The sequence below is a fragment of the Falsiroseomonas stagni DSM 19981 genome (assembly GCF_900114315.1).
GTDB lineage: Bacteria > Pseudomonadota > Alphaproteobacteria > Acetobacterales > Acetobacteraceae > Falsiroseomonas > Falsiroseomonas stagni.
In genome coordinates this window covers 499044-525312 of sequence record NZ_FOSQ01000002.1, presented here as the reverse complement: position 1 = coordinate 525312, position 26269 = coordinate 499044, and the positions used below count along the sequence as shown (strand labels likewise).

At 71.8% G+C, this 26269-nt stretch carries 21 protein-coding genes and 1 other RNA gene; 2 read left to right on the top strand and 20 right to left on the bottom strand.

Annotated elements, in window-relative coordinates; translation table 11 throughout:
• Nucleotides 1-4: 4 nt before the first annotated feature.
• From murC to BM041_RS09220, 16 genes are all read right to left on the bottom strand, one after another.
• Entirely contained in the window at nt 5-1447 is a 1443-nt protein-coding gene (gene murC, locus BM041_RS09295) for a UDP-N-acetylmuramate--L-alanine ligase (protein ID WP_092958626.1), read from the bottom strand.
• The gene (gene murG, locus BM041_RS09290) at nt 1448-2611 is read right to left on the bottom strand and encodes an undecaprenyldiphospho-muramoylpentapeptide beta-N-acetylglucosaminyltransferase (RefSeq protein WP_092958624.1); all 1164 of its coding nucleotides are present in this window, start codon (nt 2609-2611) and stop codon (nt 1448-1450) included.
• Nucleotides 2608-3741, bottom strand: coding sequence for an FtsW/RodA/SpoVE family cell cycle protein (locus BM041_RS09285; RefSeq protein ID WP_092958622.1), 1134 nt, complete (start codon nt 3739-3741; stop codon nt 2608-2610). Before BM041_RS09285 ends, murG begins: the two co-directional genes overlap by 4 nt.
• A complete protein-coding gene (murD, locus tag BM041_RS09280) occupies nt 3738-5117 on the bottom strand; it encodes a UDP-N-acetylmuramoyl-L-alanine--D-glutamate ligase (RefSeq protein WP_092958620.1) in 1380 nt (459 codons plus the stop codon). The genes BM041_RS09285 and murD overlap by 4 nt, the downstream gene beginning before the upstream one ends.
• Entirely contained in the window at nt 5114-6202 is a 1089-nt protein-coding gene (gene mraY, locus BM041_RS09275; protein WP_092958618.1) for a phospho-N-acetylmuramoyl-pentapeptide-transferase, read from the bottom strand. Before mraY ends, murD begins: the two co-directional genes overlap by 4 nt.
• Nucleotides 6199-7569: a UDP-N-acetylmuramoyl-tripeptide--D-alanyl-D-alanine ligase gene (locus BM041_RS09270; protein ID WP_092958616.1), complete on the bottom strand. Its 1371-nt coding sequence runs from the start codon at nt 7567-7569 to the stop codon at nt 6199-6201. The genes mraY and BM041_RS09270 overlap by 4 nt, the downstream gene beginning before the upstream one ends.
• Nucleotides 7566-9023, bottom strand: a complete 1458-nt coding sequence (locus BM041_RS09265) for a UDP-N-acetylmuramoyl-L-alanyl-D-glutamate--2,6-diaminopimelate ligase (RefSeq protein ID WP_092959027.1) — start codon at nt 9021-9023, stop codon at nt 7566-7568. Before BM041_RS09265 ends, BM041_RS09270 begins: the two co-directional genes overlap by 4 nt.
• A 31-nt stretch (nt 9024-9054) precedes the next feature.
• Nucleotides 9055-11100 (bottom strand): peptidoglycan D,D-transpeptidase FtsI family protein, encoded by a 2046-nt coding sequence (locus tag BM041_RS09260; RefSeq protein WP_092958614.1) that lies wholly within the window; start codon nt 11098-11100, stop codon nt 9055-9057.
• Between the two features lie 7 nt (nt 11101-11107).
• Nucleotides 11108-11977, bottom strand: coding sequence for a cell division protein FtsL (gene ftsL, locus BM041_RS09255; protein WP_092958612.1), 870 nt, complete (start codon nt 11975-11977; stop codon nt 11108-11110).
• The gene (gene rsmH, locus BM041_RS09250; RefSeq protein ID WP_092958610.1) at nt 11974-12921 is read right to left on the bottom strand and encodes a 16S rRNA (cytosine(1402)-N(4))-methyltransferase RsmH; all 948 of its coding nucleotides are present in this window, start codon (nt 12919-12921) and stop codon (nt 11974-11976) included. The genes ftsL and rsmH overlap by 4 nt, the downstream gene beginning before the upstream one ends.
• Nucleotides 12918-13394 (bottom strand): division/cell wall cluster transcriptional repressor MraZ, encoded by a 477-nt coding sequence (locus BM041_RS09245; RefSeq protein WP_175533833.1) that lies wholly within the window; start codon nt 13392-13394, stop codon nt 12918-12920. Before BM041_RS09245 ends, rsmH begins: the two co-directional genes overlap by 4 nt.
• A gap of 356 nt (nt 13395-13750) precedes the next feature.
• An RNA gene (gene rnpB, locus BM041_RS09240) (RNase P RNA component class A) lies at nt 13751-14178 on the bottom strand.
• Nucleotides 14179-14213: 35 nt separating this feature from the next.
• Nucleotides 14214-14762 carry a nucleotidyltransferase family protein gene (locus BM041_RS09235; protein WP_092958606.1) on the bottom strand — a complete coding sequence of 183 codons (549 nt, stop codon included), beginning with the start codon at nt 14760-14762 and terminating at the stop codon, nt 14214-14216.
• A complete protein-coding gene (locus BM041_RS09230) occupies nt 14759-15433 on the bottom strand; it encodes an N-acetylmuramoyl-L-alanine amidase (RefSeq protein WP_175533832.1) in 675 nt (224 codons plus the stop codon). The genes BM041_RS09235 and BM041_RS09230 overlap by 4 nt, the downstream gene beginning before the upstream one ends.
• A gap of 3 nt (nt 15434-15436) precedes the next feature.
• Complete coding sequence (locus BM041_RS09225; protein WP_092958604.1) at nt 15437-16210, bottom strand: TerB family tellurite resistance protein; 774 nt, start codon at nt 16208-16210, stop codon at nt 15437-15439.
• A gap of 73 nt (nt 16211-16283) precedes the next feature.
• The gene (locus BM041_RS09220; RefSeq protein WP_092958602.1) at nt 16284-16808 is read right to left on the bottom strand and encodes a winged helix DNA-binding protein; all 525 of its coding nucleotides are present in this window, start codon (nt 16806-16808) and stop codon (nt 16284-16286) included.
• A gap of 134 nt (nt 16809-16942) precedes the next feature.
• On the opposite strand from BM041_RS09220, the gene BM041_RS09215 reads away from it, so the two are divergent.
• Together BM041_RS09215 and BM041_RS09210 are read left to right on the top strand one after the other, a co-directional pair.
• Nucleotides 16943-20566: a hydantoinase B/oxoprolinase family protein gene (locus BM041_RS09215; protein ID WP_092958600.1), complete on the top strand. Its 3624-nt coding sequence runs from the start codon at nt 16943-16945 to the stop codon at nt 20564-20566.
• The gene (locus tag BM041_RS09210; RefSeq protein ID WP_092958598.1) at nt 20563-23406 is read left to right on the top strand and encodes an AsmA family protein; all 2844 of its coding nucleotides are present in this window, start codon (nt 20563-20565) and stop codon (nt 23404-23406) included. The genes BM041_RS09215 and BM041_RS09210 overlap by 4 nt, the downstream gene beginning before the upstream one ends.
• Nucleotides 23407-23440: 34 nt before the next feature.
• Here BM041_RS09210 and BM041_RS09205 read toward each other — a convergent pair whose 3' ends face one another.
• The 4 genes from BM041_RS09205 to BM041_RS09190 are packed head-to-tail and all read right to left on the bottom strand — an operon-like array spanning nt 23441 to nt 25999.
• The gene (locus tag BM041_RS09205) at nt 23441-23710 is read right to left on the bottom strand and encodes a ribbon-helix-helix domain-containing protein (protein ID WP_092958596.1); all 270 of its coding nucleotides are present in this window, start codon (nt 23708-23710) and stop codon (nt 23441-23443) included.
• Nucleotides 23707-25128, bottom strand: a complete 1422-nt coding sequence (locus BM041_RS09200; protein ID WP_092958594.1) for a class II fumarate hydratase — start codon at nt 25126-25128, stop codon at nt 23707-23709. The genes BM041_RS09205 and BM041_RS09200 overlap by 4 nt, the downstream gene beginning before the upstream one ends.
• A gap of 60 nt (nt 25129-25188) precedes the next feature.
• Entirely contained in the window at nt 25189-25599 is a 411-nt protein-coding gene (locus BM041_RS09195; RefSeq protein ID WP_092958592.1) for a VOC family protein, read from the bottom strand.
• A gap of 1 nt (nt 25600) precedes the next feature.
• Nucleotides 25601-25999, bottom strand: coding sequence for a RidA family protein (locus BM041_RS09190; protein ID WP_092958590.1), 399 nt, complete (start codon nt 25997-25999; stop codon nt 25601-25603).
• Nucleotides 26000-26269: the final 270 nt, after the last annotated feature.

Below are 26269 nucleotides of genomic sequence, written 5' to 3'. Positions count from 1 at the left end.
GCCGTCACTTGCTGCTGCCCACCAGGCGCGGCCTGGTGCGGGATTGCAGGGCGGTCAGCTCATCCGGCAGGGCGTGCGCCCAGGTCGTGATGTTGCCGGCGCCGAGGCAGACGACGTAGTCGCCCGGGCGCGCGATGGCGTTCACCATCTCCGCCAGGCTGTCCGGCCCCGGCAGCGGCACCACGGAGCGATGCCCGCGCGCGCGCAGCCCTTCCACCAGCGCGTCGCGATCGACACCGGGGATCGGCTGTTCGCCGGCCGCATAGACATCGGCGACGATCACCGTGCCGGCGTCATTCATGCAGGCGCAGAAATCCTCGAACAGCGAGGCCAGGCGCGAATAGCGGTGCGGCTGCACGATGGCGACGACATCGCGCGCGCCGGCCTGCCGCGCGGCCTTCAGCACCGCCGCAATTTCCACGGGGTGATGGCCGTAATCGTCGATCACGGTGATGCCGCCGGCCTCCCCCGTGCGGGTGAAGCGGCGCTTCACGCCCTTGAAGCCCATCAGCGCGGTGCGGATCGTGCCCTCGTCGATGTCCATCTCCATGCCGATGGCCACGGCGGCCAGCGCGTTCTGGACGTTGTGGCTGCCCAGCATCGGCAGGCGCATCGGCTTCAGCGTCCGGCTGCGGCCCGTGGCGCGGTCCCGCACCGCGACCTCGAAGGTCGCGCCCATGCGGTCCGTGATCAGCTTCTCCGCCCGCACATCCGCCTGGGGGGAGAAGCCGTAGGTGATGATGCGGCGATCGGACAGGCGGGGGATCATCGCCTGCACTTCCGGGTGGTCCGCGCAAAGCACAGCGAAGCCGTAGAAGGGGATGTTGCCGACGAACTGAGCGTAGCCCTCCTTCATCGCCTCCTCGGTCCCCCAATGGTCCAGGTGCTCCGGGTCCATGTTGGTGACAACGGCGCAGACGGCGGGCAGCTTCAGGAAGGAGCCGTCGCTTTCATCCGCCTCCACCACCATCCAGTCGCCGGAACCGAGGCGCGTATTGGTGCCATAGGCATTGATGATACCGCCATTGATGACGGTGGGGTCGAGCTTCGCGGCTTCCAGCACCGCGGCCACCAGGCTGGTCGTCGTGGTCTTGCCATGGGTGCCGCCGATCGCGACCGCCCATTTCAGCCGCATCAACTCCGCCAGCATTTCCGCGCGCCGCACCACCGGGATCAGCCGCGCGCGCGCCGCCTGCACTTCCGGGTTGTCGCGCTTGACGGCGGTGGAGACGACGACGACCTGCGCGGCGCCCAGATTGGCGGCTTCATGCCCCACCATCACGGGAATGCCGGCTTCGCGCAGGCGGGTGACGTTGTAGCCCTCCGCGATGTCGCTGCCCTGGACCGTGTAGCCGAGGTTGTGCAGCACCTGGGCGATGCCGGACATGCCGATGCCGCCGATGCCGACGAAATGGATGGGGCCGATCGAGAGGGGAAGGGCGCGCATCTAGCGGGACTCCGGGCGCGCGGGGAGGCGCGTCAATTCTGGCGCCTCGGCGCGGTTGGTCAGGTTCAGCAGAAGGTCGGCCAGTCGTCGCGCCGCATCGGGTCGCGCCAAGCGTGAAGCAGCGGCCGCCGCGCGCGCGAGCACGGGCGGGTTGGAGAACATGGCAGCCAGATGCCGGGCCAGCGCATCCGGCGTGAAATCCGGCTGGCGCATGAGCCACGCGGCGCCCGCGCTGTCCAGCGACCGTCCGTTGGCGGTCTGATGGTCATCGATCGCATGCGGCAGCGGCACCAGCACGGAAGGCCGCCCCGCGCAGGCAAGTTCCGCGACGGTAGAAGCACCGGCCCGCGCGATGACCAGATGCGCCATTGCCAGCCGTGTCGCGATGTTGCCGAAGAAGGGCGAGAGATCCGCCGGCACCCCTGCTTCGCGATAGGCCGTCTCGACGCGCGGAAGATCCTCGGCCCGCGTCTGCTGCGTCACCACCAGGCGCTGACGCAGCGCCTCCGGCAGCAGCGCCACGGCGGCCGGCACCACATCGGCGAAGATGCGGGCGCCGAGGCTGCCGCCCAGCACCAGGAGGCGGATGGCCCCCTCGTCGCTCGGCGCCGTGTAGCCTTCCTCCGCCAGGGCGGCGAGTGCGGGGCGCACGGGGTTGCCGACCACCTCCGCATGGGCCGAGGACGGGACCTTCGCGGTATCCGCCACCGACAGCGCCAGCAGGTCGGCGCCCGGCGCCAGCAGCCGGTTCGCCCGGCCGAGCACCGCATTCTGTTCGTGCAGCGCCGTCACCGGCCGCGTCGCGCGCGGCAGGGTGCGCGCCGCGATCAGCGGCGGCACGGAGGGATAGCCGCCGAAACCCACCACCGCCGCGGCATCGAGCCGGAGCAGGATGCGCCGCGCTTCCAGCGTCCCGGCCGCCAGCGCCAGGGCACCCTGCGCCGCGCCCTTCACGCCGCGGCCCGCGATGCCCGACCCGCGCAGCACGAAGCGTTCGGCGTTGCTGAAGGCCGGACTTTCGAAGGCTGCGCTGCGCGCATCGGTCATCAGCGCAATGCGCTCCCCGCGCGCCAGCAACTCGGCCGCCAGGGCCTCGGCGGGGAACAGATGGCCACCGGTGCCGCCGGCGGCGATGACGATGGGGCGCACTGCGGGGCCTCTCATCGATCTTCCTCGGCGCGGGAAAGGCGCTTGCGCGTCAGCGCCAGCAGCATGCCCATGCCGAGCGCGATGGCCAGGACGGAAGACCCGCCATAGCTGACGAAGGGCAGCGTCATCCCCTTGGTCGGGATCAGGTGCAGCGAGGAGGCCATGTTGACGAAGGCCTGCAGCCCGAACTGGGTCAGCAGCCCCGCGGAGGCAAGCACGACGAAGAGGTCCATCTCCCCCAGCAGGCGGATCAACCCGCGCACGACGACGAAGGCGAACAGCCCGAGGATGAGCAGGCAGACCACCAAGCCGAACTCCTCCCCCGCCACGGCGAAGACGAAGTCGGCATGCGCGTCCGGCAGCAGGTTCTTCACGCGTCCCTCGCCGGGGCCGCGGCCCAGCAGCCCGCCATGGCCGAACGCCTCCAGCGCCACCGTGACCTGGTAGTTGTCGCCCGCGGCGGGGTCGAGGAAGCGGTGCACGCGCGACTGCACATGCGGGAAGATCATGTAGGCGACGCCGGCCAGCGCCGCGCCGGCCGCGCCGAGGAAGCCCACGATGAAGAGGTTCAGCCCCGCCACGAAGAACTGCGCGAAGAACACGGCGGTGACGACCAGCAGCATGCCGATGTCAGGCTGCCCCTTCAGCAGACCCGCGATGACAATGAAGATGCCAAGCACGAGCAGCGTCGCGCCCCAGCGACCGTTGAGTTTGCCCTCCGCGATCAGCCAGGCCGCGACCACCGCGAAGCACGGCTTCAGGAATTCCGACGGCTGCAGGGACCCGAGGCCCGGCAGCGAGATCCATCGCCGGGCCCCCTTGATCTCCACGCCCAGCACCAGCGTGGCCGCGACCATGGCGACGGAGCCGATGAGCCCCGCCCAGGCCAGCAGCCGGACCTGCTTGACCGACAGCATGGAGACCGCGACCAGCACGGAAGCCGCCATGGCGAGGTAGAGGATCTGGCGGAGGAAGAACATGTTGCGGGATGAAGCGCCGATGCGCTCCGCCACCGCGGGGCTGGCAGCCAGCATCATCACGTAGCCGAAGCCGATCAGCGCCAGCAGCGCCGCCAGGGTCCAGCGATCGACCGTCCACCACCACCGACCGAGGGTCGAGGTATCGGCGCGAGAAACCTGGATCATGCCGCCCTCCCGAAATCCGTGGTGCCCATGGCCTGGACCAGCGCGCGGAAACGATCGCCGCGCGCGTCGAAGCCGCTGAATTGGTCGAAGGACGCGCAGGCCGGCGACAGCAGCACGACCGGCGCCGCGCCCGCGAAGGCGGCGGCGGCGGCGGCGGGCAGGGCCGTATCCAGCGTCTCCGCCACCTCATGCGCCACGCCATGGGCGGCCAGCGTGGCCGCGAAGGCAGGCCCATCGCGCCCGATCAGGATCGCCCGCGCGATACGGGCGAAGTAGGGCGCCAAGCTGTCGATCCCGCCATCCTTGGCGATCCCGCCCGCGATCCACACGACCCTGTCATAGGATGCCAGGGCGCGCGCCGCACTGTCGGCGTTTGTGGCCTTGCTGTCATTCACGAAGGTCACGCCCCGCAGGACGCCGACGCGTTCCTGGCGGTGCGGCAGGCCAGGAAAGCCGGCCAGCCCCGCCGCGATTCCATCCCGGTCGAGCCCCAGGGCAAGGGCCGCCGCCGTCGCGGCTGCCGCATTCTGCGCATTATGGGTGCCCGGAAGGGCAGGGGCCTCGCGCAGGTCGGCGATTTCCCCCGCCTCGTCCCGCAGCATCGGCCCGGCGGCCCAGACACCCCCGGGCACCGCGCGCAGGCCCGACACCGGCACCAGCCGCGCCGTGACCGAAGCGGACATGGCCGTGGAAAACGCGTCATCCTGTCCCAGCACGGCGACGTCGTCCCGGCCCTGGCGCGCGAAGACGTTGGCCTTCGCAGCGGCATAGCCTGCCATGCTTCCATGGCGGTCGAGATGGTCGGGGCTGAGGTTCAGCATAACCCCCACGTTGAACCCGACCGTTGCGATTCGCTCCAAGCTGTACGACGACATTTCGAGGGTATAGACCCCCTCCGACCCCAACATGTTGAGGCCCAACGCGGCCGGCCCCAGGTTCCCCCCCACCGCGGAAACGCGGCCCGCCCCCACCAGCAGATGGTGCAGCAGCGCGGTGGTGGTGGACTTCCCATTGGTGCCCGTGATGCCGACGAAGCGCGCCGCGCTGCCCGCCGCGCGCACGGCCCGGAACAGGTATTCCACGTCGCAGAGGATCGGCCGCCCCGCCTCCCGCGCCCGGATCGCGGCCGGGTGGGGCCTGGGCAGGATGTGCGGGATGCCCGGCGACAGCAGCAGCGCATCCTGCGCGAAGGGGCCCGCAGCCGGGTCCCGCAGCGTGAAGCCGGCGGCCTCCGCCGCGGCGCGGCCTTCCGGCCGGTCATCCCAGCAGGTCACCTCCGCCCCCCATGCCGCCAGGCGCGCGGCCGCGGGCAGCCCGGCCTTGCCCAGGCCGAGCACCGCGATCCGTTCGCCGGCGAAGGGGCGGAAATCGCTCATCGGATCTTCAGGGTGCTCAGGCCGATCAGCGCCAGCACCATGGCGATGATCCAGAAGCGGATGACGATGGTGGGCTCCGCCCAGCCCTTCTTCTCGAAATGGTGGTGCAGCGGCGCCATCAGGAAGACGCGCCTGCCGGTGCGCTTGTACCAGAAGACCTGGATGATGACGGACACCGTCTCCACCACGAACAGCCCGCCGACGATGGCCAGCACGACTTCATGCTTCGTCGCCACCGCCACCGCGCCCAGCGCGCCGCCGAGTGCCAGCGACCCGGTATCGCCCATGAAGACCGCCGCGGGCGGCGCATTGAACCAGAGGAAGCCGAGGCTCGCCCCGATCAGCGCGGAGCAGAACACCGCCAACTCCCCCGATCCTGGCACGGCGTGCAACTGCAGGTAGTCCGCGAAGATGCGGTTGCCAACGAGATAGGCGATCAGGGCGAAGACGCCGGCCGCGATCATCACCGGCACGATGGCCAGGCCGTCCAGCCCATCGGTCAGGTTCACGGCGTTGGAAGACCCCATCATCACCAGCATGGCCAGCAGGGGGAAGACGAAGCCGAAGGGGATCAGCAGTTCCTTGAAGAAAGGCAGGGCGAGCTTGTCGGACAGATGCGCCGGCATCAGCCAGGCCATCCACAGCGCGGCCGCCAGGCCGATCAGCGCCTGGGTGATCAGCTTCTGCCGGCCGGAAACGCCCTTGGTGTTCCGCTTCGTGACCTTCAGCCAGTCATCCGCGAAGCCCAGCGCGCCGTAGCCCAGCGTCACCATCAGCACGACCCAGACGAAGCCGTTCCGCAGATCGGCCCACAGCAGGGTGGAAACGCCGAGCGACAGCAGGATCAGCACGCCGCCCATGGTGGGCGTGCCCTTCTTCGTCAGCAGGTGGCTCTGCGGCCCATCCTCCCGGATCGGCTGGCCGCCATTCTGGTGCGCGCGCAGGAAGCGGATGACCATGGGGCCGAAGGCGAGGGCGACGAACAGCGCCGTCATGCAGGCGGCGCCGGCCCGGAACGTCGTGTAGCGGATCAGGTTGAACAGGATGAACTCGTCGGCCAGCGGCGAGAGCAGGTTGAAGATCATCGGGAAGCACTTTCGGTCAGCGCCTGCACCACGGTCTTCATGCCCGTGGCCAGGCTGCCCTTGACGAGGATCGCATCGCCATCGCGCAGCGCGCCTAGGACGAGGGGGACGAGTTCCCGGGAGGTCGGGACCCAGCCCCCATGCAGGGCCGCGGGAATGGCAGCCAGGGCGTGGCGCATCAATGGCCCGCAGGCGAAGACCAGATCCGCGGATTCCGCGATGTGCGGCGCGAGCGCGGCGTGCTCCGCCTCCGCGAAGTCGCCGAGTTCCCCCATCTGGCCGAGCACCGCGATCCGCCGGCGGGCCGGCAGCAACTTCAGCAGGGCCAGCGCGGCGCGCATGGAGGGCGGCTGGCCGTTATAGGCCTCGTCCAGCAGGGTCGCGCTGCCGCCATCGGGGGTTGCGATGCGCTGCCGGTCGCCCCGGCCCGCCAAGGCGCGGAACCCCGCAAGGCTCTGCGCCGCCACGGCCACATCGGCGCCGAGCGCGCGCACGACGGCCAGCGCGGCGATCGCGTTGCGCGCCATGTGCAGCCCGGGTGTGCCGAGCCGGAAGCGCACGGTCTGCCCGGCGATATCGGCGGTGATGGTGGTGCCCTCGGCATCCGGCTCCATCGCCGTCGCGCGGGCATCGCCATGGGCCCCGAAGGTCATGATGCTGGCCTTGCCCGCGAGGTCGCGCAGCAGGGGCAGGAAGGGGCTTTCCGCCGGCAGCACCGCGACGCCGCCGGGCGCCAGCCCTTCCATGATGGAGCCCTTCTCCCGCGCGATCGCCTCCAGGCTGCCCATATGGCCGATATGCGCGGCCTCGATGGCCGTGATCGCGGTGACATGGGGCCGGGCGAGGCGGGCCAGCGGCGCGATCTCCCCGGGGTGGTTCATGCCGATCTCGATGACGCCGAAGGCGCTGCCGGCGGGCATCCGGGCCAGCGTCAGCGGCACGCCCCAGTGGTTGTTGTAGCTGGCAACCGCGGCATGGGTCGGGCCTTGCGCGGAAAGCGCCGCCCGCAGCATTTCCTTCGTCGTCGTCTTGCCGACGCTGCCCGTGACGCCGACGAAGCGCCCGCCGGCGCGCTGGCGGCCCGCCTGGCCCAGCGCCGTCAGCCCCGCCAGCGTGTCCGCCACACGCAGCAGGGGTGCATCCGGTGGCACCCCGGGCGGGTCCCGGTCCACCATGGCGGCGGCAGCGCCGCGGGCCAGCGCATCGGCCACGAAATCATGCCCGTCCCGCGCATCGCGCAGCGCGATGAACAGGTCACCCGGCCCGACGGAGCGGCTGTCGATGGAGACGCCGGTGATCCGGACATCGCCGACCATCGCGCCGCCCGTGGCATCCCGCAGCCCGGCGCTGTCCCACAACACGGTCATGCCGCCACACCCCCGGCCAGGCCGCGCACGACCTGCACGTCATCGAAGGGCAGCGTCACGGTGCCGATCGTCTGCCCGCTTTCATGGCCCTTGCCCGCCACCGCGAGGACATCGCCCGGCCCGAGGTCGGACAGCGCCCGGGCGATCGCGGCATGGCGGTCACCGGCATCGATCCCGCCGGGGCAACCCGCCAGCACCGCGGCGCGGATCGTGGCCGGATCCTCGCTGCGGGGGTTGTCATCCGTGACCCAGCACCGGTCGGCCAGCCTGGCGCAGGCCGCGCCCATCAGCGGCCGCTTGCCCGGGTCCCGGTCCCCGCCCGCGCCGAACAGCACATGCAGGCGCGCGCCGGTTGCCACATGGGGGCGGAGCGCCATCAGCAGCCGTTCCAGCGCGTCCGGCGTATGGGCGTAGTCGACATAGACGGCCGCGCCGCTCGGCAGGCGTGCCGCCAGTTCCATCCGCCCGCGCACGCCACGCAGCCCCGCCAGCAGGTCCAGCGCTCGCCCGGCCGCCATGCCGGTGGCGATCGCCAGCCCGGCCGCCATCAGCGCATTGTCGGCCTGGAAGCGGCCGGGCAGGGGCAGCGTGACTTCCCGGTCTTCACCCATGCCCAACACCCGGATGCGCTGGCCTTCGGGCAGCGGCGCGTGGGCAGCAAGGCGGAGCGCCTCCCCGCCCTCACCCACCGTCAGCAGGCGCAGGCGCCGCCGGGCGGCGATGGCGCGCAGCGCGGCCAGGGTTTCGCCCTCCATCTCCGCATTCGCCACCGCCGTCGCGCCTTCGGGCAGCAGCGTGTCGAACAGGCGCAGCTTGGCGGCGCGGTAGGCCCCCATGCTGCCGTGGTAGTCCAGATGGTCCCGCGTCAGGTTGCTGAAGCCGGCCGCCGCCAGGACCACGCCATCCAGCCGGCGCTGCTCGATCCCGTGGGAGGACGCCTCCATCGCCACGGCCGTGACGCCGCCGCGTGCCAGGGCACCGAGCGTCCCGTGCAGCGCCACCGGGTCCGGCGTGGTCAGGGACGGCCCGGGCGGAAAACCCGGCGACACCAGCCCGAGCGTGCCCATCGAGCCCGCGACGCCGCCATCGAGCGTCCAGAGCTGGCGGAGGAAATCGACGGTGCTGGTCTTGCCGTTGGTGCCGGTCACCGCGACCAGCGTGGCAGGCTGCGGTGCGTGGAAGGCCGCGGCCAGTTGCGCCAGCGCGCGGCGAGGATCCGTGGCCCGGATCATCGGCCGCGCGGGCGTGCCTTCGGGCCAAACGCTGTCCCGGGGCGCGAGCACCGCCGCGGCGCCAGCCCCGACCGCGGCCGGGATGAAGCGGCGGCCATCGGCCTGGCTGCCCGGCAGGGCGGCAAACAGGAAGCCGGGACGAACCTCGCGGCTGTCCGCCGTCAGCCCCACGATTGCGGGCAGCGTGCCCGCCGGCGGCTCGATCCCGCCCAAGCCGCGCAGAAGATCGGAGAGCGGGCGCAAGGTCGCACCGTCATCGGGGCGCAAGGCTCGCCTCCCGCAGCCCAGCGGGGGGCGCGGCGGCGGGCCGGTTCGCCTCGCCGCCGGGCCGGGTCGCCTCGGCGGCGCGGGCCGGGGCGGCGGCCGTCGGCGCGGTGGGCGCTGCCCGCGGCGGCGGCGGCTGCGGGGTGGGGGAGGAGGCCGGCTGCGTCGCGGGCGCCGGGCGGGCGGGAGCCGCCCCGGCGGGCGGGGCGCCAGCCGGGCGGGCCGCCGCCGGCGGACGGCCTGGCTGCATCGGCATGGCGAGCGAGGCCTGGATCTCCGCGGCGCGGTCCGTCTCCGGCGCCATGCCGAGGATCGGGGCCACCTGGCGGACCACCATGCCCGCGGCCGGTGCCGCCACCCAGCCCGCCGTGGCGTAGCCCTGGCTGCGCGCATTCGGCTTCGGTTCGTCCACCATCACATACAGGGCGTAGCGCGGCGCATTCATCGGGAAGGCGCCGACGAAGGCGGCGATGCGCTTGTTCTCCAGGTAGCCGCCGCGCGGACCGGTCTTCTGCGCCGTCCCGGTCTTGCCGCCGACGAAATAGCCCGGCACGTCGGCGCTCTTGCCCGATCCCTCGGTCACGACCAGCCGCATCAGCCGGCGCATCGTGTCCGACGTCCGCTCGCTCAACACGCGCGTCCCTTCGACCGGCACGCCGGGTTCGCGCACCATCAGCGTCGGCGCCCGGAGGATGCCGCCATTGGCGATGGCCGCCACGCCGGTCACGACATGCAGCGGCGTCACGGAGATGCCGTGGCCGAAGCCGATCGTCATGGTGTTGATCTCCCGCCAGCCATTCGGCGTCGGGATCAGCGGAACCGCCGTTTCCGGCAGTTCGATCGGCAGGCGGCTGCCCATGCCCATGCGGACCATGAAGTCCCGGTGCCGGGGCGGGCCGACCGCCGCCGCCATATGGGCGGACGCCAGGTTGGAAGAGTAGGCCAGGATCTCCGGCAGGGCGAGCCAGCGGTTCTTGCCGCGGAAGTCGTTGATCGTGAAGCGCCCGTAGCGGATGGGGCGGGAGGCATCGTAGCCCCCCCACACATTCACCGTCCCCAGTTCCAGCGCCATGGCCGCGGTCAGCAACTTGAAGGTGGAGCCAGGCTCATAGACCCCGACGGTCGCACGGTTGAAGCGCGGGTTCTGGGCCTGCTCCTCCCGCGATTGCGGCGTGTTGTCGATGCGGGCGGGCTCGGCGAGGTCGAAGTCGGGCAGTGACACCATGCCCAGCACCTCGCCGGTCTGCACATCCATCAGGATGCCGGTGCCGCCGATGCCGTTGAACTCGGTGATCGCGCGCTGCACGGAATCGCGCAGCGCCAGCTGCACCCGAACATCCACCGCGAGGCGAAGCTGATCGCCGCGGCGCAGGCGCAGGCGTTCGTCGAAATACTTCTCGACACCCGCGGTGCCGTTCCCGTCGACGTCCACGCCGCCCAGGATATGGGCCGCCGAGCGTCCCTGCGGATAGACCCGCCGCTCCGCCTGCTGGAAGTAGAGCCCGGGAATGCCGAGCGAGTTCACCGCCTGCTGTTCACGCGGCGTCAGCGCGCGCGCGATGTAGGCGAATTGCCGTTCGCCCGACAGGCGCGCCGTCACCCGTTCCACATCCAGCTGCGGCAGCACGCGCACCAGCCGGCGCGCGGCCTCGGCCGGGTTCTCGATCTGCTGCGGATTGGCGTAGAGCGCGGTGACGGGCAGCGACACCGCGAGGATCTCTCCGTTGCGGTCGGCGATGGTGCCGCGGCCGGGCAGGTGCTCGACCGGCGCGGTATCGAGCCGCGCCATGGCGGCAAGGCGGCGGGGCTCCGCCGGGGACAGCAGCGTCGCATCCGCCAGCCGGAAGCCGACCACGGCGAAGAGCAGGCCGAAACCGCCGGCCGCAACGACCAGCCGCTTGCGGCTGCGCTCCAGCACCGCGCGCCGGGCCAGTTCGGGGCGCGGGACGCGCACCAGATCCGTGCGCGTCGATCCTTCACGCCCAATGGTGCGGCCGATGGGCGCGGCGTCCGGGGCCGGGGGAAGGGGGTTCATCAGCCGGTCAGCGCGGCTGCGGGGGCGCGAGGCCGCCCAGCGTGGCGGCGGAAGCCGAGCCGAAGGGCACGGGCGGCGCCAGCGCCGGGCGGCCGAGGCTGGAGCCGCCGCCCAGGGCGGAGACGAAGGTGGCCGGCGCCGGCGCGGGGGCCGGCGCCGGCGCGGCGCGCGCCACGCGCACCGGCTCGGCCGGGGCGGGGGAGGGCGGGCGCGGCTGGGCAACCGGCGTGGCGGCGGGGGTGACGGGCGCCGGTGCGGCGGCGGCCGGGCGGATCACACCAGGCGACAGCTGCGCAAGGGTGGGGGACGGCGCACGGGGCGCCACGTCCCGCAGGGGGGCGGGGCGGGGCGGCACGGGCGGCGGGACGGCGGTCTGGGTGGCGCGCTGCGCGGCGACGGTGGCCGCCAGCGCCTGCAAGGCGGGGGCTTCCGGCGCGCGCGGATCCTGCGCAGGCGCGGTGCGGGCCGGCGCGGCGGCGGGCTGCGGCCGGGTGGCGGGCGCCGGCACCTGGGCTGCCGCGACCATCACGTTGCCCGCGTGGCGCGGGCCTTCGGGCGGCGCGAACAGGTTGGGCGGTCCGGCAAAGGCCACGGCCTGCGGCAGCCGGCGCTCCATCTCCGCCAGCCGGGCGAATTGCGTCGGCTGCATCGGCTCCAGCGGCAGGTGGCGCGTTGCGACCTGGCGAAGCCGGTCGGGTTCGTTCAGCAGCGCCCATTCGGCGCGCAGGATGGAGATGCGGTCGCGCGCCTGTTCCGTCTGCCGCCGGATGTCCCGCAATTCGCGGTCATAGGTCGCGACGTGATGCTTCACCTGATACAGCCAGGCACCGGCACCCGCGAAGGCCACGAAGCAGACAAAGGTGAAGGGCCGGATCATGACGGCATTCCCTGCGACGCGACGCGACGTTCGATGGCACGCAGGCGCGCGGAACGCGCCCGGCTGTTGCTGGCAGTCTCGGCATCACCCGGCCGCAGGGCGCGCTGCGTCAGCAGGGTGAAGTCCGCCTCCCCGCGGGGCAGGAGCGAGGCCGGATCGTGGCGCGACGCGTGGCCGCCGCGGCCCGCCGCCGCGACCATGGCGCGCTTGACCAGCCGGTCCTCCAGCGAGTGGAAGGCGACGACCACCAGCCGACCGCCCGGCGCCAGCATGCCCATCGCCTGCGCCAGCCCGCGCTCGATCTCGCCAAGCTCGTCATTCACCGCGATGCGCAGCGCCTGGAAGGACCGCGTCGCTCCATCGATTCCGGATGGGTCGCGCGGCACGGCGGAGCGGACGATCTCCGCCAGTCGTGCGGTCGTGGTGATGGGCTCCACCGCGCGTTCGCGCAGGATGGCGCGGGCGACGCGGCGCGCATGCCGCTCCTCGCCGAATTCCTTGATGATCGTGGCCAGCGCGCCCTCATCCAGCGTGTTGACCAGATCGGCGGCCGAGGGGCCGCTGCGATCCATCCGCATGTCGAGCGGCCCGTCCGCGCGGAAGGAGAAGCCGCGCTCCGCCTGGTCGATCTGGAAGGACGACACGCCGAGATCCATCACGACGCCGTCCAATGTCTCGACGCCGCGCGCCGCCATCGCGTCCAGCATGTCCCCGAAGCGCGCATGCACCAGATGCAGCCGGCCGGGATGGGATGCCGCCAGCGCGGCGCCGCGCGCGATGGCATCGGGATCGCGGTCCAGCGCCCACAAAGTGCAGTTTGCAGCGGCAAGAATCGCACGCGCATAGCCGCCGCCACCAAAGGTGGCGTCGAGGTAGTTCGCACCAGCGCGGGGCGCCAAGGTCGCCAGCACTTCCTCCAGCATGACAGGAATGTGGCCCGTCATGGCACGGCCTTCGGATTCGTGTTGAGGGGTGTCGCAGCAATCGTGAGGCGACGTTCGCGCACCAGCGCCTTCGCCGCGGCGACATGCGCCCGCGCCGCTTCGGCGTCCCAGACCTCGAAGCGATCGCCCTTGCCGAGGAAGGCGATCTCGCCCTTCAGCCCGACCTCCTCGACCATGTCCTCGGGCAGCACCAGGCGGCCTTCGCCATCGATGCGCAGCATCATGCTGTCGGCGACGATGCCGGCTTCCAGGGCCTCGCGCTCCTCCGAGAAGTGGTCGAGGCGCAGGATGCTGTCGAGCATTTGCTGGAACACGGCGCGGCTTCGGGCCTCGATGCAGGGATGTTGATGGGAGACGCGAAAGACGAGCTGGTTGGTGGCGGCAGCCTCCAGCTCGGCGCGGAAGGGCGCGGGCACGGAAATGCGGCCTTTGGAGTCCCGCTTTCCGAAATGCGTGCCCACGAACTGGGTCATCGCGCTATGCTGCTGCCCCCATCGGCAGCCTGCCGGCCGCCGTCCCCCGCTCAGCGGCCGGCGAGGCCCCCCGACCCCGCCGGCTCGCCCGACCATCCCCCTTGAGACCCACAATGCCCCCCCGAGCCGGGTCCCTCACGGGATGGCTTGGGATAGCACGGGTTTTCCTGGGACGACAAGAGGAATTACCGTTAGCAAACTCTAAACAGCGGAGTGAAAAGTTAGCATTTACAGCACTATAGACACCAGTTCTCCGGCAGCGCGAGAGAAGAAAAATGCAATTCAGTATACGTCATACTGATTCGCAATTTGTTCCTTGAGCGACCGGCCTCAGCCTGTGGAAAACGGGGAAAAGTGGTGCCGGATGGCCTGTAAGCCGGGTTCTGTCCCTGCCCGAAGGCAGTGGACGACCATTCCTCTGGAGCCTGTGTCGCCACAGGCTTCTCGCGGCCAACCCGGGCGGCGGGGCGGGAACGCCCCTGCATCCGCGACCTGGGGCGCGAACCCCATGCCGCACTGCCGGCCACCCCTATTCGGCCTTGCTCCCGGTGGGGTTTACCATGCCACCCACGTTGCCGTGGATGCGGTGGGCTCTTACCCCACCCTTTCACCCTTGCCGCGGGGTGTTTCCACGCCGTGGCGGTTTGCTTTCTGTGGCACTTTCCCTGGGGTTTGACCCCCGCCGGTCGTTGACCGGCACCGTATTCCCGTGGAGCCCGGACTTTCCTCCAGCGCCGGACCACCCCGGGGGGCATCCAACGCCAGCGGTCGCCCAGCCAACCGGCACCGCCCCCCACATCGCGCCCCTGGAGGCCGCGGTCAATCGCCCGCCAGGCCGAATACGCGCAATGCAGGCCAGCGCCGCTGCCACGCCTTCCTTTGCAACCGGTCCCGCGCCACCGAAGGTTGCGCCGCGTGGGCAGGCCCGGGTCGCACCACCAGCGCCATCAGGTCATCCAGGCCGAGCGGCGCCAGCACCTCCACCCGCCCTGCCACCAGCCGCGCCGCGACGGCGGTGGCGGTTTCCGGCCAATGCACCAGCGCGTCGGCGATGTCGCGATAGGGCGCATGGCCATTCGCCCCCGCCATGCCGCCCTGATGCGTCACGGACCAGGGCAGCCCCGGCCGGACGGCGCGGAGCGCGGCCTCGAACACGGTATCAGGTGCGGCATCGTCCCAGTGCACGACATCGATATCGGCAAGCGCCGCGGTATCCGGCGCACGCCCGCTCAGCGCATCCCACACCGCGTTGCGGACGAAGCCGGCGCCGATCCAGGCGCCGCGCGGGCCGGCCAGGGCGAGGGCCTGCAGCGCATCCCGGTGCGGCGCGCTGGCGCCGAGGATCGCGGCGACGCGCGCCGCGCTCATGCCACCGCGGCAGCCACCGCGCGCAGGCGCCGCAGCGTGCCTGCATCCAGCAGCCCATCGACGCGGGCGGGATGCCAGTGCCGCTGGAAGGCGCGCAGCAGCACGGGCAACGGCAGGTCCGTGCGGTATCCGATCGTGCCCAGCAGTTCCAGCGGTTCGCCGTTCATCTTCGGCGCGGCGTTGGCCGGCCACAGCCCGACACCATTGGCCGCCAAGCCCTGCCAGTCGAACAACTCCCCCGGATCCTCCTTGCGGTCCGGCGCCACATCCGAATGCGCCACCACGTCCCGCGGCGCGATCGGGTGCCGCGACAGGATATCCAGGCAGAGGTCGCAGACCGCGGCCATCTGCAGGGCGGGGAAGGGGCGGTAGCCGAATTCATGGCCGGGATTGACGATCTCGATCCCGATGCTGCGGCCGTTCAGCCCGCTGGCCCCCCGCCAGTGGGAGATTCCGGCATGCCAGGCGCGGCGTTCCTCCTCCACCAGGCGGAAAACGCTGCCATCCTCCTCCACCACATAATGGGAGGAGACGGCGGCGAGGGGATCGCGCAGCCGGTCGATCGCGGCCTGGCCGCTTTCCATCCCGGTATAGTGCAGGACCAGCATGTCGATCGCCTGACCTGCCGGGCGGTCATCCTGGTTGGGGCTCGGCAGGTCGCGGATGCGCATGGCTCACAACCCGCGCTGGCGCTTGATCTTGTCCCAGGCGGCGTTGATCTCCGCCACCTTGCGCGTCGCGCGGTCCACGAATTCCGGCGGCACGCCGCGGGCGGCCAGGCCGTCCGGGTGGTTCTCCCGCATCAGCTTCCGCCAGGCCAGGCGCACTTCCTCATCCGTCGCGGTCGATGGCAGGCCGAGCACGGCGTAGGCGTCCTTGTCCTCCGTCGCGCGCTGCGCCGCGCCGCCGGGCGATCCCCCGCCCTTGGCGCGTTCCCAGGCGCCGGAATCCAGGCCGAAGCGCAGGTGGACGCCTTGGAGGACCGGCAATTCGCCCTTCGTCACCGGCCCATCCGCACGGGCGATGTAGAACAGCGCCGTCAGCACATCCTCCAGCAGCGCGCGGTTGTCGGCGAAGGCCTCCCCCATCCGCTCCGCGAAGGGCTCCCAGCCATCGGAATCCTTGCGGGCCTCGTCGAACATCTGCGCGACCTCGCGCAGGTTTTCCGGCGGGATGCGGAACATCGCCTTGAAGGCGTCGATCTCCTCCCGCTTCACCGGCCCATCCGCCTTGGCGAGCTTGGCCGAGAGCACGATGACGGAGATGGCGAAGAGCGTTTCCTTGTTGCCGAGAAACGCCGCGAGGTCCGCCGCCCCGGGGCCGATCTGCCGCCCCGGCATGACGCCATTATCCGCCGCGTGGCCAAGCGCCGCGCCGACCACGGCGCCAAGCGGCCCGCCGGTGACGAAGCCGGCCACGCCGCCGATGAGTTTGCCCCAGATGCTCAAGCCGGCCTCGATGATGCGGTCCGGGTCCTAGCACGCTTGCCGGCCCTGCCACAGGGGCTCCGCGCGGGGTCTGTCAGAGGGTGGCAGCCGCCCGTGCCGCCTGGTCGTAGAAGCCGGACAGGGTGCGCAGCAATTGCGCCACTGCCGAAAGCTGCTCCTCGGAGGGGCCGGATGCGCGCAGCGCCTCCGCCAGCAGCCTTTCCCGGACCTCGGCATAGGCACCGCAGAGCGCGCTTCCGGCCTCGGTCGCGCTCACCACCTTCTCCTTGCCCGCGCGACCCGTCGCCACCAGCCCCGCTTCCTCCAGCTTGCGGATGGCATAGGTCGCGACATGCGTATCCTCGATGTCCAGCACCAGAAGGATATCCGCCAGGCGCTTCGGCCGGTCGCGGTGGCGGACAGTGTGCAGGATCAGGATCTCGGTCGGCGACATCCCCGGCCGTCCCGCCGCCGCCATGCAGCGGACCATCCAGCGATTGAAGCCGTGCCCGGCCAGGATCAGGCCGAACTCCACCTCCGACAGGGCAGGGGAGGCACCGGCCGCGAGATGGGCGGAGGACACCACCGGGGGTGCGTCCCCGCGTCTCGATGTCGGCATGGCGGTGGCCCTCCTGCGTCCCGGAAAAACGTTGACGATTTATCGATGAATTGTCAATGAAACGCAGCACGCCCCGGCGGCCTTGCGCGGCCGCTGCCGGGGTGTGATCACCGTTTGGCCGAGGGGGATGCGTGATGGGTGGCTGGCAGTTCTGGATCGATCGCGGCGGCACCTTCACGGATATCGTGGCGCGTGATCCCGCCGGCGCGCTGACCACCCGCAAGCTGCTGTCGGAGAATCCCGGCCGCTACCGCGACGCTGCCGTCGCCGGCATCCGCGCCTGCCTCGGCCTGCCCGATGGCGCGGCCATTCCGCCCGGTGTCGTGGATGCCGTGAAGATGGGCACCACGGTGGCCACCAACGCGCTGCTGGAACGCAAGGGCGAACGCGTCCTGCTCCTGGTCAACCGCGGCTTCGCGGACATGACGCGCATCGGCAACCAGGCGCGCCCCCGGCTGTTCGACCTCCAGGTGCGCCTGCCCGACCTGTTGCAGGAACGGGTGGCGGAAGTCGGTGGCCGCATGGCCGTCGATGGGACGGAGATCGAGCCGCTCGACGAGGCTGCGGCGCGCGATGCGCTGGCGGCCGCCCATGCCGATGGCATCCGTGCCGTCGCCATCGCCTTCATGCATGCCTGGGCGCATCCCGAGCATGAACGCTTCGTCGGCGAGTTGGCGCGCGACGCCGGCTTCACCCAGGTGAGCCTCTCCCACGAAGCCTCCCCCCTGCCGCGCATCGTGCCGCGTGCCGATACGACGGTGGTGGATGCCTACCTCTCCCCGATCCTGCGTCGATACGTCGAGCAGGTGGCAGGCGAACTGCCCGGCGTGAAGCTCTACTTCATGCAATCCTCCGGCGGCCTGGCGGAGGCACGGTCCTTCCAGGGCAAGGATGCCATCCTCTCCGGCCCCGCGGGCGGCATCGTGGGTGCGGCGCGCACCGCCGCCATGGCGGGGCTGGAGAAGATCATCGGCTTCGACATGGGCGGCACCTCCACCGATGTCGCGCTCTATGCAGGGGAGTTCGAGCGGGCGTTCGAGACGCAGGTGGCCGGCGTGCGGATGCGCGCGCCGATGATGGCCATCAACACCGTCGCCGCCGGCGGCGGGTCGATCCTGAAGTTCGATGGCGCGCGCTTCCGCGTCGGCCCGGAAAGCGCGGGCGCCGTGCCGGGCCCGGCCTGCTACCGCCGCGGCGGCCCGCTGACCGTGACGGACGCCAACGTCATGGTCGGCAAGATCCAGCCCGCCCAGTTCCCCGCCATCTTCGGCCCCGCGGGCAACGAGCCCCTGGATGCCGGCGTGGTGCGCGAGAAATTCGCGGCCCTCGCCGCGGAGATCGAGGCCGCGACCGGCCAGCCCCAGGACCCGCACGCGGTGGCGGAGGGCTTTCTCCGCGTCGCTGTCGCCAACATGGCGAATGCCATCAAGCAGGTCTCCATCCAGAAGGGCCACGACGTCACCCGCTACGCCCTGCAATGCTTCGGCGGCGCGGGCGGGCAGCATGCCTGCCTGGTGGCGGATGAACTCGGCATGGAGACGGTGTTCATCCACCCCTTCGCCGGCGTGCTTTCCGCCTATGGCATGGGCCTCGCGGACCAGAGCGCGATCCGGGAGGCCGCGGTGGAGGCGCCGCTGGCCGACGGCACGATGGATGATCTCGCCGCGCGGCTCGATGCGCTGGAGGAAGCTGGCCGCGCTGAACTCGTCCGCCAGGGCGCCGATGCCGCCGCCCTGCGCGCCGCGCGCCGCCTGCATCTACGCTACGCCGGCACGGACAGCTTCCTGCCCGTGCCCTTCGGCAACCACGCGGCGGTGCTGGAGGCCTTCACCGAGGCCCATCGCCGCCGCTTCGGCTTCGCCACGCCGGAACGCCAGGTCGTCGTCGAGGCCTGCGTGGTGGAGGTGACCTCGCCCGGGGAGGCAGTGAAGGAAGCCCCGCTGCCGCCGCGCGATGCCGGCCAGGACCTGCCGCGCCTCGCCACCGCCAGCGTCTTCACCGGCGGCGCGCTTCGGCAGGCGCCGGTGCTGGACCGCGATGCACTGCGCGCCGGGGACCGCATCCCCGGCCCCGCGCTGATCCGGGAGGCCATCGCCACCACGGTGATCGAGCCTGGCTGGACGGCGGAGGTCACGCCGAGGAACCACCTCGTGCTGCGCCGGACGGAGCAGCGGGAGGCCGCGCGCGTGGCGGACGCGACGCGCGTCGACCCGGTGATGCTGGAGCTGTTCAACAACCTCTTCATGTCGATCGCCGAGCAGACCGGCGCCGTGCTCCAGAACACCTCGCTCAGCGTCAATATCAAGGAACGACTCGACTTCTCCTGCGCCATCTTCGATGAGACGGGGCGCCTGGTGGCCAATGCGCCGCATGTGCCCGTGCATCTCGGCGCCATGGGCGAAAGCGTGCGGACCGTCATCCGGTCCCGCGCCGCAACGCTGCGGCCGGGCGACGTCGTCGCGCTGAACAACCCCTACAATGGCGGCACGCACCTGCCCGACGTGACCGTCATCACCCCCGTCTTCGATGAGGCGGGCACGAAAATCCTGTTCTTCGTCGGCAGCCGCGGCCACCACGCGGATATCGGCGGCCTCACCCCCGGCTCCACGCCGCCCGGTTCGGCGACGCTGGAGGAGGAGGGCGTCGTCATCGACGACTTCCTGCTGGTCTCGCAGGGCCGCCTCCGTGAAGCCGAGTTCCGCGCGCTGCTGGCCTCCGCCCGCTATCCCGCCCGCAGCCCGGACGTGAATGTCGCCGACATCACCGCGCAGGTCGCGGCGAATGAGAAGGGCGTGCAGGAATTGCAGCGCGCCGTGCGGGACTTCGGCCTCGACACCGTCCGCGCCTACATGAAGCATGTGATGGACAATGCGGAGGAAGCGGTCCGCGGCGTGCTCGACCGTCTCCAGGATGGCAGCTTCGAGACGACGATCGACGATGGCACGCCGCTGAAGGTCGCCGTCCGCGTGGACCGCGCCAACCGCCGCGCTACCATCGACTTCAACGGCACCGGCCCGCAGCGCCCCGACAATTTCAACGCCCCCGCGGCGGTCTGCCGCGCCGTCGTCCTCTACTGCTTCCGCTGCCTGGTTGGGGAGGAGATCCCGCTCAACGATGGCTGCCTGGTGCCGCTGGAGATCGTGGTGCCGGAAGGGACGTTCCTCTCGCCCCGGCCCGATGGACCTGGCGGGGGCGCCGCCGTCGTCGCCGGGAACACGGAGGTCAGCCAGATGACCTGCAACGCCCTGCTGGCGGCACTCGGCGCCTGTGCCTCCGCCCAGGCGACGATGAACAACCTGCTGTTCGGCGACGCGGTTTACCAATATTACGAGACCGTCTGCGGCGGCACCGGCGCCGGGCCCGGTTTCCCAGGCACCGCTGCCGTGCAGACGCATATGACCAACACGCGCATGACGGACCCCGAGGTGCTGGAACTCCGCTATCCCGTGCGGCTCGAGGAATTCTCCATCCGGCGGGGCTCCGGCGGGGCCGGCGCCTTCGCGGGTGGCGATGGCAGCCGTCGTCGCATCCGCTTCCTGCGCCCGATGGAGGCGGTGATCGTCGCATCGCGCCGCCGCGTCGCCCCGCATGGGCTCCAGGGCGGCAGCCCTGGCGCGGCGGGACGGCAATGGGTGGAACGCGTGGACGGGTCCATCCACCCCATGCAGGGCTGCGACCGTGCTGCATTGCAGCCCGGTGACGTGCTGGCGCTTGAGACGCCGGGCGGTGGCGGCTGGGGCACGCCGGCGGGCGGATGAAGCGTCTCGCGGTCGCGCTGACGTCCCTTCTGCTGCTGGCCGTGCTGGGCCTCTGGCTCGGCCCGCGCCTGGTGGATTGGGAGCCCTGGCGCGGCCGCCTGGCCGAATTGGCGAGCGACCGGCTGGGCCGCGCCGTCACGCTGAACGGCCCCGTCGAATTGCTGCTGCTGCCCCAGCCCATGGTGCGCGCCGGCGGCGTTTCCATCGGCGATGCCGGGGAGGAGTTCAGCGTCACCGCGCAGCTCCTGCGCGTCCGCCTCGACCTGCCCGCGCTGATCGCGGGGCGGCTGGCACCTCGGGAGATCGCGCTGGTCGGCGCCGACCTCACGCTGCCCTGGCCGCCCGGCGCGCTGCTGGCGCTGCGGCCCCCGGCCTGGATCACGGAACTGGATGCGCGGGTGGAGAACAGCCGCGTGCGCATCGGCGATGCGGTGCTGGAGGGTGTGAATGCGCGCCTGACCTCCGCCGGCCTGGCGCAGGCCATCGAATCCTCGGGCAGCTTCACCTGGGCGGGCCGCGCGGCGCGGTTTTCCGGCACGCTGGGCCGGCCGGGCTGGGACGGCGTCGCGACGCTCGAACTTTCCCTGACCCTGCCGGAAGCCAGCGGGGCGGCGCGCGGGGTGCTGGTGCCGGGCGCGGGGTTCGAAGGCACCGTGGAAGCGCGCGGCCCGGACCTGGCCGCGCTGATGGCCGGGCCGGCCGTGCCGTTCCGCCTCGCGGGGCGGCTCAATGCCTCGGCGGAACTGGTCGCGGCCGACCAGCTGGTGATGGATGTCGGCGGCGTGCCCGCGCGGGGATCCATCGCGCTGCGGCTGCTGCCGGCGCCGCGGCTGGACGTGGCGCTGGTGGCCAGCCGGCTGGACCTGGATGGCTGGGTCACGGCCCTCCGGCAGGGCGCGGCGCGGCCGGTGCCCCTTGCGCTTGACCTGTCCGCCGAGGCCGGCACCTTCCAGGGCGTGGCGCTGCGGCGCATCCGCGGCGCCGCCTTCCTGGAGGATGGACGCCTCACGCTCAGCGACGTCTCCGTCCTGCTGCCGGGGGAGGCGGAGCTGGAATTCGCCGGCGCCACCGCGGGCGGGCGGCTTGAGATACGCGCGCGTTTCGCCGGGCCCGACATGCGCACCAGCCTCGGCGCCATCGGCCTGCCGGTGGAGGAGCTCGACCCCTCCCTGCTGCGGCGGGGGGAGGGCCGCTTCCGCCTGGTGCTGGAGGATGCGCAGGCGGCGATCCCGGAGCTTTCCGCGACGATCGGCGACCTCCGCCTGTCCGGCGCCGGCGTGCTGCGGCACGGGGCGCGGCCGGCGCTGGGCATCGGGCTGACGCTGGATCGCCTCGACCTCGCCCGCTGGCTGCCCCAGGGCTTCGACCCCGTTCAGGCCGGCCGTGCGCTGGGGGCCGTGGACCTCAATCTGCGCCTGGCCGCGGACCGCGTGATCCTGGGGGGCGCGCTGATGGAGCGGGCCTCCCTGGATGGCGCGCTGGAGAATGGCCGGATGACGCTGCGGCGCCTGTCCGGCCGGCTGGCCGATACCGATCTGACGGCCTCGGGTGTCCTGATGCTCGGCCCGCAGCTGCGCCTGCAGGACCTGACCATCGAGGCCAGCGGCTCCTCCGGCCGCGGGCTGCTGGCGCTGGTGCCGGGGGAATGGCCGGACCGCACGGCGATCGCCGGCATGCCGCTGGCGCTGCGCCTGTCCGGCGGCGGCACGCTGGATGCGCTGGCGCTGCGCGGCGGCGCGGATGTCGGGGAACTTCGGCTGGAAGCCTCCGGCACATTGGACCTGCCGCAGCGCCGGGGGAGCGCCAGCGTCACGCTCCGCCATCCCGGCGCGCCGCGGCTGCTGGCGGAAGCCTTCCGCAGCGATGCCGGGGCCTGGCTGGGGGAGGGGTCCTTCTCCCTCATCGCCACCCTCGCCGCCGGGCCGCAGGGCATCGCGGCCGAGAGCTTCGAGGTGGTGGCCGGCGGGCTGCGGGCGCGGGGCGCGCTGGCCCTTTCGCTGGCGGGAAGGCCAAGGCTGACCGGGCGCCTCGCCGCCGAACGCCTGCCGCTGCCCTTCGCGGGGTGGCGGAGCGGCAATCCCCTGGGGCTGGAGGCGCTGGCGGGCTTCGACGCCGAACTGGCGCTGGAGGCCGCGCGCATCGAGGTCGGTGGCACGGTGGCCGACCAGGTGACGGCCATGCTGAGGCTGGCGGACGGCCGCCTGCGGCTGGAAGGCATGCGCGCCCGCCTGGCGGGCGGGTCGCTGGAGGCGCTGGTGACGCTGGACCTGGATCCCCAGGCGCCGCCCCGCCTGGCGGCGGAGGGGCGGCTGACGGGTGCCAGCATCGCGGCGCCGCTCTTCGCTGTGCCGGTCGACCTCACCGCCGGGCGCGGCGATCTCACCTTCGCGGTCGCCGCCAGCGGCCATGCCCCGGCCGCGCTGCTGGGGACACTCGAAGGCCAGGTCGGCATCGGGCTGCGGGACGGGGTGCTGGCGGGATTCGACCTGGCGGCGGCCGCGCAGGCCACGGCGCTGCCCGATCCGGTGGCGGCGGAACGCGGCACGCGGCGGGCGCTGCTGGAGGGTGCCACGGCCTTCGACCGGCTGGATGCGACGGCGAGGCTCACGGCGGGCCGGCTGCGGCTGGAGGAGGCGAGGCTGGCCGCGGAGGGCGGGGCCACTGCGACCCTCCGGGGAGAGATCGACCTGGCCCGCGCCGCGCTCGACCTGCATATCCTGTCGCGCCCCGCGGCGCCCGAGGCCCCCGACCTCGGCCTGCGCCTGACCGGCCCGGGCGATGGCCCCCGCGCGCTGCCCGAGACCGCGGCCTGGGCCCGCTGGCGGGCGGAGCGCGGGTAGCCCTCAGGTCATCGAGATCAGGTCCTCGATCCGGTCACGGGTGTGGGGGAGGGGGGGGAAGATCCCGTTCGGCGCCGTCACGGGCTGCGTGCAGGGCCTCCACCCGCAGCGCGCTCGACAGGGGGATGGCGATGTCGGTGCGGGCCGCATCCACCGCCGCCACCAGGCCCGCGAGGCTGGTGCCCCGGCCTGCCGCCATCGCTTCGAGCGCGGCCCAGAAGGCCGGTTCCAGCGCGACGGAGGTGCGGTGGCCGGCCAGGCGGAAGGACCGCTTGCGGAGGTGGCGCGCGGCCCTTTCGCTCATCCGCCGCCATCCAGCGTGGTGCCGGGGCGCAGCATGTCGGCCGGTACCACCCAGCGGTCGAAATCCGCTTCGCTGACATGGCCGAGCCGCGCGGCGGCGGCCTTCAGGGTGATGTCCTCCGCCAGCGCCAGCTTCGCGATGGCGACGGCCTTGTCGTAGCCGATGCGGGGGTTCAGCGCCGTCACGAGCATCAGGGACTTCGCGAGGTTGTCGGCGATGCGGGCGTGGTTGGGTTCGAGCTTGTCCATCATGTTGGCGGCGAAGCTTTCCGCCGCATCCGCCAGCAGCGCCGCGGATTGCAGGACATTGTGGATGATGACGGGCTTGAAGACGTTGAGTTCCAGGTGACCCTGCGCCGCGCCGATGGTGACGGCGACGTGGTTGCCCATGACCTGGGCGGCCACCATCGTCAGCGCCTCCGACTGCGTCGGGTTGGTCTTGCCCGGCATGATGCTGCTGGACAGCCCGTCGGCGGGGATGACGAGTTCCGAGAAGCCGGCGCGCGGCCCGCTGCCGAGCAGGCGGACATCGTTGCCGATCTTGGTGAGCGAGACGGCGATGGTGTTCATCGCGCCGGAGAGTTCGACCAGCGCGTCATGCGCGCCCATGCCCTCGAACGGGTTGGGGCTGGGGCGGAAGGGCAGGCCGGTGCGCGCGGCGATGATCTCCGCGAAGACCCTCGGAAAGTCGGGGTGGCGGTTGAGCCCGGTGCCGGCCGCGGTGCCGCCCTGGGCGAGTTCCATCAGGCGTGGCAGCGCATCGCCCAGCCGCGCGATGCCGAGTTCCACCTGGCGCGCCCAGGCGGCCGCTTCCTGGCCGAGGGTCACGGGCACCGCATCCATCATATGGGTGCGGCCGATCTTCACGATCGCCTGCCAGTCCCGCGCGCGGCGCGACAGGCTGGCGAGCAGCACGCCGAGCGCCGGGATCAGCCGCCGCGCCACCGCTTCCGCCGCCGCCACATGCATCACCGTGGGGAAGCTGTCGTTGGAGGATTGGCCGCGGTTCACATGATCGTTCGGATGCACCGGCCGTCGGCTGCCAAGCGGCTGGCCGAGCGCCTGGTTGGCGAGGTTCGCGATGACCTCGTTGGCGTTCATGTTCGTCTGGGTGCCGGAGCCCGTCTGCCAGACCGGCAGCGGGAATTCGGCATCGTGGCGGCCCTCCGCGACCTCCGCCGCCGCTTGCGCAATGGCGGCGGCGATGTCGGCGGGCAGTTCGCCGAGCCGCGCATTGGCCTCTGCGGCGGCCTGTTTCTGCAGGCCCACGGCGCGGATCAGGACAGCGGGGAAACGCTCCGTCCCGATGCGGAACAGGCGGCGCGCGCGTTCGGTCTGCGGGCCCCACAGCCGGTCGGCGGGGATGTCGATGGTGCCGAGGCTGTCCGTTTCCGTGCGTGTAGCGGGTGTATCGGTCATGCTGGGACCCTCCGCCCCGCAACATAGGCAGCCGCGGGCGCGGCCGCCCATCACGCTTGGCTATTCCGGGAATCGGTCCCCGTAGGTCGCGATCTCGATCAGGTTGCCATCGGGGTCGCGGCAATAGACCGACGTCATCGGCCCCAGCGCGCCCTGCTTCGGCACCGGGCCCAATTCGACCTGCACGCCGCAGCCGCGGAGGTGGCTGACGATGTCGTCGGCGTCCACCGTCACGATGAAGCAGATGTCCTGCGTGCCGGGTTCCGCCACGACGGAGGAGAACCAGGCCTGCTGCGTCGCCTCCTTCGGGCGGAGGTTCAGCTTCTGCCCGCCGAAGCGCAGCGCGGTGCGGCGCTGTTCGCCGAATTCCTCACGCTCCATCCCCAGCACGCGCTGGTACCAGCCGGCGCTGGTCTCCACGTCCCGGCAGGTGATGACCAGGTGGTCCAGGCGGTCGACCGCGAAGCGCATGCTACTTGTCCCCTTCGCGACGGCGCAGACGGGCCGTCACCTCGATCTCGATCCGCATTTCCGGGGCCTGCAGCCCCGCCACGATCATCGTGGAGGCCGGGCGCACGCGGCCCAGCCACTTCTTCACCACCGGCCAGCAGGGCGGCCAATCCGCGCGGTCCGGCAGGATGAAATTGGCGCGCACGATGTCTTCGATCCGGCCATTGGCCTGTTTCAGCGCGGCCTCGATGTTGCGGAACGCCTGGTCGCACTGCTCGATCACGCCGGGCTCGATCGTCATGGTCGCGTAGTCGAAGCCGGTGGTGCCGGAGACGAAGATCCAGTCGCCATCGATGACGGCGCGGGAATATCCGATCTCTTCCTCGAATCGGCTCCCGGAGGAGAAGCGGAGGCGGGCCATGGGGCGGTGGGTTCCCGGGGGAGGTGCTGGTCGCGGAAGCCATATCCCAGCGGGAAGCCCGCCGGAAGGGCCAGGGCGCACCCCGGCGCATCGCGGAACAACCGAAGGTGGTGCTGGCCTGTGGCAGGATTGCCACTAAAAGCCTTTAGGACATTAAGCCGTTTATGCCGTTTATGCGCATTTAGTCGCGATTTTCGGGGGGTGTTTTCCTGGGGATCGGGGCAGGGAGGCGGCGCGCAGGGTCGGTGACGGCGAGAACGTAGCAGAAAC

Excerpts from the sequence above, each read along its gene's own strand:
- murD (WP_092958620.1), bottom strand. The coding sequence starts at position 5,117 with ATGAGCGATTTCCGCCCCTTCGCCGGCGAACGGATCGCGGTGCTCGGC.
- rsmH (WP_092958610.1), bottom strand. The coding sequence starts at position 12,921 with ATGACGGGCCACATTCCTGTCATGCTGGAGGAAGTGCTGGCGACCTTG.
- BM041_RS09205 (WP_092958596.1), bottom strand. The coding sequence starts at position 23,710 with ATGAGCGAAAGGGCCGCGCGCCACCTCCGCAAGCGGTCCTTCCGCCTG.
- murC (WP_092958626.1), bottom strand. The coding sequence starts at position 1,447 with ATGCGCGCCCTTCCCCTCTCGATCGGCCCCATCCATTTCGTCGGCATC.
- murG (WP_092958624.1), bottom strand. The coding sequence starts at position 2,611 with ATGAGAGGCCCCGCAGTGCGCCCCATCGTCATCGCCGCCGGCGGCACC.
- BM041_RS09210 (WP_092958598.1), top strand. The coding sequence starts at position 20,563 with ATGAAGCGTCTCGCGGTCGCGCTGACGTCCCTTCTGCTGCTGGCCGTG.
- mraY (WP_092958618.1), bottom strand. The coding sequence starts at position 6,202 with ATGATCTTCAACCTGCTCTCGCCGCTGGCCGACGAGTTCATCCTGTTC.
- BM041_RS09190 (WP_092958590.1), bottom strand. The coding sequence starts at position 25,999 with ATGGCCCGCCTCCGCTTCTCCTCCGGGAGCCGATTCGAGGAAGAGATC.
- BM041_RS09260 (WP_092958614.1), bottom strand. The coding sequence starts at position 11,100 with ATGAACCCCCTTCCCCCGGCCCCGGACGCCGCGCCCATCGGCCGCACC.
- ftsL (WP_092958612.1), bottom strand. The coding sequence starts at position 11,977 with ATGATCCGGCCCTTCACCTTTGTCTGCTTCGTGGCCTTCGCGGGTGCC.
- BM041_RS09200 (WP_092958594.1), bottom strand. The coding sequence starts at position 25,128 with ATGACCGATACACCCGCTACACGCACGGAAACGGACAGCCTCGGCACC.
- BM041_RS09245 (WP_175533833.1), bottom strand. The coding sequence starts at position 13,394 with ATGACCCAGTTCGTGGGCACGCATTTCGGAAAGCGGGACTCCAAAGGC.
- BM041_RS09215 (WP_092958600.1), top strand. The coding sequence starts at position 16,943 with ATGGGTGGCTGGCAGTTCTGGATCGATCGCGGCGGCACCTTCACGGAT.
- BM041_RS09270 (WP_092958616.1), bottom strand. The coding sequence starts at position 7,569 with ATGACCGTGTTGTGGGACAGCGCCGGGCTGCGGGATGCCACGGGCGGC.
- BM041_RS09195 (WP_092958592.1), bottom strand. The coding sequence starts at position 25,599 with ATGCGCTTCGCGGTCGACCGCCTGGACCACCTGGTCATCACCTGCCGG.
- BM041_RS09230 (WP_175533832.1), bottom strand. The coding sequence starts at position 15,433 with ATGCGCATCCGCGACCTGCCGAGCCCCAACCAGGATGACCGCCCGGCA.
- BM041_RS09235 (WP_092958606.1), bottom strand. The coding sequence starts at position 14,762 with ATGAGCGCGGCGCGCGTCGCCGCGATCCTCGGCGCCAGCGCGCCGCAC.
- BM041_RS09285 (WP_092958622.1), bottom strand. The coding sequence starts at position 3,741 with ATGATCCAGGTTTCTCGCGCCGATACCTCGACCCTCGGTCGGTGGTGG.
- BM041_RS09220 (WP_092958602.1), bottom strand. The coding sequence starts at position 16,808 with ATGCCGACATCGAGACGCGGGGACGCACCCCCGGTGGTGTCCTCCGCC.